Annotated in this window: 4 protein-coding genes and 2 pseudogenes; 4 read left to right on the plus strand and 2 right to left on the minus strand. The window is 51.3% G+C overall.

The features are described from left to right. The first annotated feature begins 37 nt into the window (after positions 1 to 37). Both INT39_RS21275 and INT39_RS21280 read left to right on the plus strand, forming a co-directional pair. A pseudogene (locus tag INT39_RS21275) lies at positions 38 to 1,190 on the plus strand (IS3 family transposase). Between the two features lie 45 nt (positions 1,191 to 1,235). Beyond that, positions 1,236 to 4,463 carry a hypothetical protein gene (locus INT39_RS21280; protein WP_193075975.1) on the plus strand — a complete coding sequence of 1,076 codons (3,228 nt, stop codon included), beginning with the start codon at positions 1,236 to 1,238 and terminating at the stop codon, positions 4,461 to 4,463. 187 nt (positions 4,464 to 4,650) lie between these two features. Here the strand turns inward: INT39_RS21280 and INT39_RS22605 are convergent. Continuing rightward, positions 4,651 to 4,812 (minus strand): annotated as a pseudogene (locus INT39_RS22605) (PLP-dependent aminotransferase family protein); the annotation flags it as partial. Positions 4,813 to 4,865: 53 nt separating this feature from the next. Between INT39_RS22605 and INT39_RS21285 the strand changes: the two are divergent. Together INT39_RS21285 and INT39_RS21290 are read left to right on the plus strand one after the other, a co-directional pair. Next, positions 4,866 to 5,174: a DUF1153 domain-containing protein gene (locus INT39_RS21285; RefSeq protein ID WP_193075976.1), complete on the plus strand. Its 309-nt coding sequence runs from the start codon at positions 4,866 to 4,868 to the stop codon at positions 5,172 to 5,174. An 11-nt stretch (positions 5,175 to 5,185) separates the two neighbouring features. Further along, positions 5,186 to 5,998: an IS3 family transposase gene (locus INT39_RS21290; protein ID WP_193075977.1), complete on the plus strand. Its 813-nt coding sequence runs from the start codon at positions 5,186 to 5,188 to the stop codon at positions 5,996 to 5,998. 201 nt (positions 5,999 to 6,199) lie between these two features. Here INT39_RS21290 and INT39_RS21295 read toward each other — a convergent pair. Then, on the minus strand, positions 6,200 to 7,031 hold an 832-nt coding region (locus tag INT39_RS21295), incomplete at its 5' end, for a hypothetical protein (protein ID WP_226944955.1).

Here is a 7,031-nt window from a genome sequence, read left to right on the forward strand (position 1 = left end):
CTTTCAAGTAGACTCATGTGGAGTCATAGGAGTGTTCATGTCCAAGCGCAAACAATATAGCCCGGAGTTCAAACGGGAGGCCGTAGAACTGGCCCGTCGCTCAGGCACCAGTTGTCGTCAGATAGCTCAAGAGATCGGGGTGGCGCCAAGCTTGCTAAATCGCTGGGTGCGTGAGGCGCGAGCAGCTGAGAAGCCTTTTCCCGGCACAGGCAACCCGCGAGATGAAGAACTTGCCCGCCTCAAGCGCGAGCTGGCCCGAGTGACGAAGGAACGTGATTTTTTAAAAGACGCGGCAGCGTACTTTGCCAGGGAATCATCGAACGGTACTCGGTGATCCAGCGCTGCCGCAACGAGTACCCAGTCCGACTGATGTGCCGTTGTTTGAAGGTGTCTGCCAGTGGCTATTACGACTGGCAAGATCGTGAGCCAAGCCCACGCGCTCAGGATAATGCGCGCCTGATAAAGCGTATTCGTGAGATCCATGAGGATAGCCGCGGTGCAATAGGTGCGCCTCGCATGCACGAGGATCTCCTATTCGAAGGTGAAACCGCCAGCCTGAACCGTGTTGCTCGCTTGATGGCCGCAGAGCAAATTCAAGGTTGGCCGCGCAGGAAGAGACGTGGCTTTGGCCGAGTAACGTCTGGCCGCCCAGCAGGTGTGGAAAATCTTCTGGAACGCGACTTCAATGCCTTGGAGCCGGAGCGCAAATGGGTCACGGATATCACGGAGATAGCCACGCTGGAGGGCAAGCTCTTCCTGTGTGTAGTGCTGGATCTGTACAGCAAGCTAGTGATTGGCTGGTCGATGCATCATCGCCAAGATAGGCAGATGGTCATCCGGGCAGTGGAGATGGCGATTTGGCAGCGTCAGGGTAACTGGTCGGTCATTTTACATTCTGACAGGGGAAGCCAATTTACCAGCGTCGACTATCAGCGCTTTCTGAGCCGAAACACGCTGGTTTGCAGCATGAGTGCCGTTGGCCATTGTGGCGATAACGCGGCTTGTGAGGGCTTCTTCGGCCAACTCAAGCGCGAGCATGTTGCTCATCAATCGTACCGGACACTTGATGAAGCGCGAGCGGATCTGTTCGACTATATTGAGCGGTTTCATAACCCACGAATGCGTCGTAGAGTTGCTCAGCAAGATCTGAAGTTTTCGGCTCTTTAAAACCGTCCGTGGAAGCGGGGTAGAACCCCGTAGCCGGGCGATGCCATTGATCATTTCAGGAGTGGATGATGGAAAAGGAACAGTCGGCTACCAAGATCGCTAGCCCTAAGCCGCAAGACATCCTGCGAGCGAGACGTCCGGAGCAGTTCTCGGACTCTGTAAAACTACAAGAATCGACCATCGACCGCTCCATGTTGGAGTACCACTTTGAGACTCTGAACAATCGAAGCCAAGAGCTTCAGTTCGAGATATTCATACGGAAGCTTTGCGAGCGGGAAATCTGCCCCAATCTGGTTCCCCAGACCGGGCCAACAGCAGGTGGCGACGGCAAAACCGACACAGAAACTTACCCTGTCGCCAACCAGATCGCCTTCTTCTGGGGGGTAAACGAGGCCCCGGAGTCCGAGCGATGGGCATTCGGTGTCAGCACCCAGAAAGATTGGAGGGCGAAATGCAGAAAGGATGTCGAGAGCATCATGTCGACAGGGCGTGGCTACGTCCAAATCTTCTGTGTCACCAGCCGTTTCATCAAGAACAGCTCCAGAGCAGAGCTCCAAGACGAGCTTTCCGAAAAGTATGACGTCAAGGTCACTATCCTCGATCGAACCTGGCTGCTTGATAAAACGCTGCAATCCAAGAATCAGCACCTCGCCATCGATCACCTAGGTCTTACAGGCAGCATTGAGAGCAAAATTCAGATCGGCCCATTCGACGCTGACAAGCAGATCCAGCTAGCAGAGATCGAACACCAAATCGACCAAATTGAAGATCCAGGCCGTTTGACCATCTCCCAGGTCGACCTCTACACCAAGCGTGCCATCATATATAAAGAGCTTGAGCGGGATGCCGCTGCTGTACAGCATCAGTTCGATATCGGCGTACGGACAGCGAAAAAATTTGGCACCCCGAGACAGCATTTTGATGCCCTTTATCAGCTGACATGGGCCGCGTACTGGTGGCTGGAGAATGCCGAACTCTTTGAGGAAACCTTTGAGAAAGCACTTGGCGTGGCCCAAGAAACCAACAACGTTGAGGTATGGGAGAAAGTCGTAACGTTGTTCAACCTAGTGGTCACCACTCATCGAGACGGCAAGTGCACCCTCGATGTGGTTTCCCTGGAGGCTACCATTCGAGAGAAGTTGAACTCGATAGCCGAAGACGCGGATATGATTAGCGGCGCATTGCAAGCCAAGACTTCTTTGGCGTTTTTAGACCTGTTGACGGCTGAAAGTGAGGGTCAAGTCAACACTACCTTTAACACCCTGAGCACTATAGTCGACAGCGCCCATAAGCTGATTGGCTATCCTATGGCTCGCCTCGTCAATTTGTTGGAAACTCTCGATGTGGCCTTTGGAGATCTCAAGGCCTACGAGGATCTGATGGATAAGGTCATTGACGATGCCGGTGCACGGGAAAACAGCCGGATAAAGGCAGATAAGTACCTGAGGCGCGGAGCGCTGGGCAGCGACAAAAAGGATTACTACAGGGCTATCAAGTGCTTCGGGTTGTCCCTCTATGGGCTTTATAACAGTGAAAGCAAGGGGGAAATGTTCGCTGCCCTTTATATGCTGTCCCATGCGTACGAGAAACAGGGGCTGCTCTGGGCTGCGCGAGGAGCAGCGATGATGGCGGCTCACCTTGTCACCGCTGATGCGTTGAAGGAACAAAGAAGCAGTGACAAGCAAGCCGCTATTTACCAACGACTCATGTGGATTGAAGGTCAGCTAGGTCGCTTGGGCCAGTCGCTGACTTGGTATCACCTGGCTCACCTCATCTCTCCAATGCTGGATGAAAACCCTTGGACAGATAGTCAAAAGATCAATTATGAATGTTTGATTGGTAAGCTATTTCTCAATGCCAATTTTTCAGATATTGAGAGACTGGCGTGGCTGCCGGATAAACTGAATCAAATGGATCTAGGGCTCAGTGCTGACGCGCTATTGGTTTGCCTGGGCCATGAAGATAAAACAGGGCCTGAGGGTGAGCCCATTGACCTTCAATTTATGAACATGTGGCGCAGCATTGATATGGGAGCCCCGGTGGCTCCGCTCGACCTTTATCTAGACCGCTGGACGACCATAAGCTCCTACATTCTGGGTTGTAAGGTATCTGTTTCCTTCCCAGTGAAGTCCCCCTGCATTGAGCTGGCGCAGCAATTGCTGGCTGTACTGGAAAGCTTCTGCGCACCGATGATGTCAGACCATGCAGCGGCTACAGTGCCTGCCGTGAATATTGATATCTCATTGGAAGATGAGGATGACTTCATACTCCAGCACAGATTCGATACTGCTGCGCAGGTGATTTCTGCTGAGATCCGCTGCTCGCCATTCAGTACCGCGAATTTAACCGATGAGCAAAGAAGTTCGATCCAGCAATTTTATAGTGAATTCTGCCTTCACTTTGTCTCCATTATTTGCCCGCAAATTGGCTGGTCGGAATTGGAGAAAATGCTTCGAGAGGATAAAGCCCTAGAGCGTGCAGTTATCTTTAATTGTAATATAGGCTTAGACGGCTATTTCAGGGGGCATGGTGCTGTCCCAGGGATTGCGTATCATCAAGATGCGTTCCTCGAATTACACAAGCCAACTCGGCGCGTGACTTGGTTTGAACATCACAACATTGAACCTATGGATTCGCGCCCTAAATCGAATATGCGCGAGGAACGTCTAAAACATCCGTTTCAGTTTTCAGCAATGAAACATAGAGAGCTTAAAGTCGTTTCTCTCATTCAAGCGAGTCTGTGGGATCAAGCCGGCTGGAAGGGCTTAGGCTTTCAAACATGTGAAGCGGAAATTCCTTTGCTGATATTTGGCTTCGAGCACGCCGCTGTTGGGACTAAAATATTCGAGAATATCGCAAAAACTATCGGGGATAAGGATCCCAATAACACTTTGCGCATCGCATTGATACGTGGTATTAGAAGGCAGAATCCTGCGCATTATCGTGTGGCTGTTACAAGCAATATTGATCGGTCTGATGATGGGATTTCGAAAGTCCAAGCGGCTCTTTCTAGAGTTCATACTATGACGCCAAGCTCTTCTGTAAATATTGACAGATTTTTGAAAGATTACGAGGTGCACAGGAAGTGTCATGTTGCCACGGTGAATGCTGAAGGAAAGCTCGTTAACCATTTATTAACTTCTGGGGTTGTTGTCATGCATGCCTGGGAGATCGATGAAAACGACCAGGAAATTTCGGCTATCAAGCCTGACGACGATATCCTTATTCCGGCAGACATGGAAAACCCTCCAATCAGCCGTGCGTTGGCGAAGATTCGTTCATTTGAAGTCAGATAACGGTTAGTCACCTGCCCCAGAGATCCCATCAACGGCGCCTGGGGAGCTTTGTGCCTTTGCGACGAACGACGCATTCGGCTGAAGTCAGATTGGTCCGAGCATCCGCTTTTGGCCGAAACGTGACGGTTGGAACCGTCGCCTATCGGCCAAAAGTAGCCATTTGTGTAGGTCATGTTTGGCTAGGAAGTCACGAATAAAAGCCGACAACCGACGCCACCTGCTGCAGGGCGGACTCCAACGACCGCATGTCGACCGAGCCGAGTGCCAGCCGGATCGCGTGGGGCACATGTAGCGAAGTGGCGAAGGGCTCTGCCGTAGAAACGGATATCTGCTCCTGCATAAGTGTAATGACCCAGTGAAAACCTGCACATGCTAAAGTCGCTTCAGAAATTGGAGTGAAGCATGACGCAAGAACCCGACATCAAGCGCTGGACAGCCAAACGCAAAGCGGAGCTGATCAAGCAGATTAACCGAGGGCAGACTACAGTGCCCGAGGCTGCGCGCCACTACGATCTCACCCAGCAGGAGATCGAGAAGTGGATGGACGATGCCGAAGCCGGGATGGAAAACGCCCTTAAGGCCAATCCCAAGGATATCGCCGAGCAGTATGAAACCCAGCTGCGCGAACTCCGGGAAGCCTATGGCGAGGCCATGCTGGAGCTCAAGTTCCGAAAAAAGTTGCAGCGCCATCTCGACTCGACCGACGATTGATCGATCAGGCCATGGCCGAGATGGCTACCCAAGGCGATGTCGTGACGGTGGTGCAGGCCTGCCGCTGGGCCGGTGTGTCCCGCCGCAGTTATTACTATCGGCCTACCAAAGCCAAACCCAGGGTCAATGTACACTTGGCGGCGCGGGTAAAGCGGGTGATCACCGATCTGCCGTATGCTGGCTACCGTACCGTTGCCTGGCTGTTGGGTGAGAACAAGAACACCATCCAGCGCCTGTTCCAGATCAAGGGCTGGCAGGTGCGCAAGCGCCGCAGTGGAGCCCGCCCCCGGGTGCAGGCATTACCTTCGGTGGCCTCACGCCCGAATGAGCGCTGGGCAACAGACATTGCACGTGTCTGGTGTGGTCCGGTTCACCGCTGGTGCGCCCTGACCATCGTTATGGACTGCCATACCCGAGAGGCACTTGGCTGGCGGTTGAGCCCCAGCGGCAACGCCAAGGCAGCTGAAGCAGCACTGGAGGAGGCGCTCATTACCCGGTACGGCACGCTGGGCAGGGCTCAGGATCCGATCACGCTGCGTAGTGACAACGGCCTGGTATTTACCTCTCGGCATTACACTCGGACGGTGTACCAATACGGTCTGAAACAGGAGTTCATCCGTCCCCACACCCCGCAGCAGAACGGGATGGTTGAGCGACTGATCCGAACTGTGAAAGAGCAGTGTCTCTGGCTTCATAACTTCCAGACACTGGATGAAGCCAGGCAAACCTTGAGGGCGTGGTTCAAGTACTACAACGAGCAGCGCCCTCATCAGGCACTGGGGATGAAAACACCCAGTACGATTTACCAACAATTAGCGGCTTGAGTGTGCAAATTCCGCTGGGTCATTACATAAACGTAACAGCTGAGTTTAAAGCAGCATAATAGGCGGTCCGTTTATGTCTCACTTATTTAAACCGCCTCCGACACGCCAAGAAACAATATCCACACAAAATGCTAAAGGCGTCCGAACATTTACAGCCATCCACGTTAGGCCTGCACATTTCATGCAAACATTAAAAATCAATTAACGAGCAAACCCCAACTCTATGGATGACATAAACTTAGCAACAAAATCACTAGTTGTAGAAGAACCCCAAGCCTCTGCATCACCAACAACATGCTTACAAAGGAAAGCTACTATCGCGTCTGCTTTAGCTTTAGATTTGATCACCTCGCCTTCAGGTGTCACGCCGCCTTCTATCATCAATTCTAGCTTATGAGCCAATAACTTCCTAAAAATATGAGCAGCCGCATAATCTTTCCCGCCAGCGTATTCCTTGGCTCTGCGCGCAAGAATTTTATTAGCACTGAATGCAACAATCCAAATAACTTTGTGACACCCACTTAAATCAAAACTCCTGCCCATCTTATTCAACTCAAAATCCAAAGCAAAATCATAATGGACGGGGATCTTTAATTTTTTAGCAACATATCTAACTTTAGAAACAACCTCTTCATAGCGTATCGCCTCAATAATCTGTAAAAACCTTTCGCAATCTTCCATGGACAACCCCCCTCCTTTAATATCGGCCAACATCTCCTCTTTCCAAGTCATAAGTGACATTCCAGTTTCAGGCACCCTCAACTTAACACCCGTCAAAAACTTAAACGCCCGAACAGCCTTGAAATCCTCAAACAGACTTTCAGGAATGTATTCTTTTCTGTAAGACCATATAAACTTGCACCTTTTTTTCAGATCAAGCAAATCCTCACCATAAACCTCCTGATAAAGATACCCCTTAGAAGCAACAGAACTCAACTCTAAGGAAAACTTCTCAGCGAGCAAATCGAATGAATAACTACTGAATCGCACCGGGTTTCGTGGAGGCCTCAACTCTTGAGAGAATGAGGCATGA

This window comes from Pseudomonas sp. FME51, assembly GCF_014897305.1.

Bases quoted from the DNA above. Each gene is read 5' to 3' on its own strand.
- INT39_RS21280 (WP_193075975.1), top strand. From the start codon at position 1,236: ATGGAAAAGGAACAGTCGGCTACCAAGATCGCTAGCCCTAAGCCGCAA.
- INT39_RS21285 (WP_193075976.1), top strand. From the start codon at position 4,866: ATGACGCAAGAACCCGACATCAAGCGCTGGACAGCCAAACGCAAAGCG.
- INT39_RS21290 (WP_193075977.1), top strand. From the start codon at position 5,186: ATGGCCGAGATGGCTACCCAAGGCGATGTCGTGACGGTGGTGCAGGCC.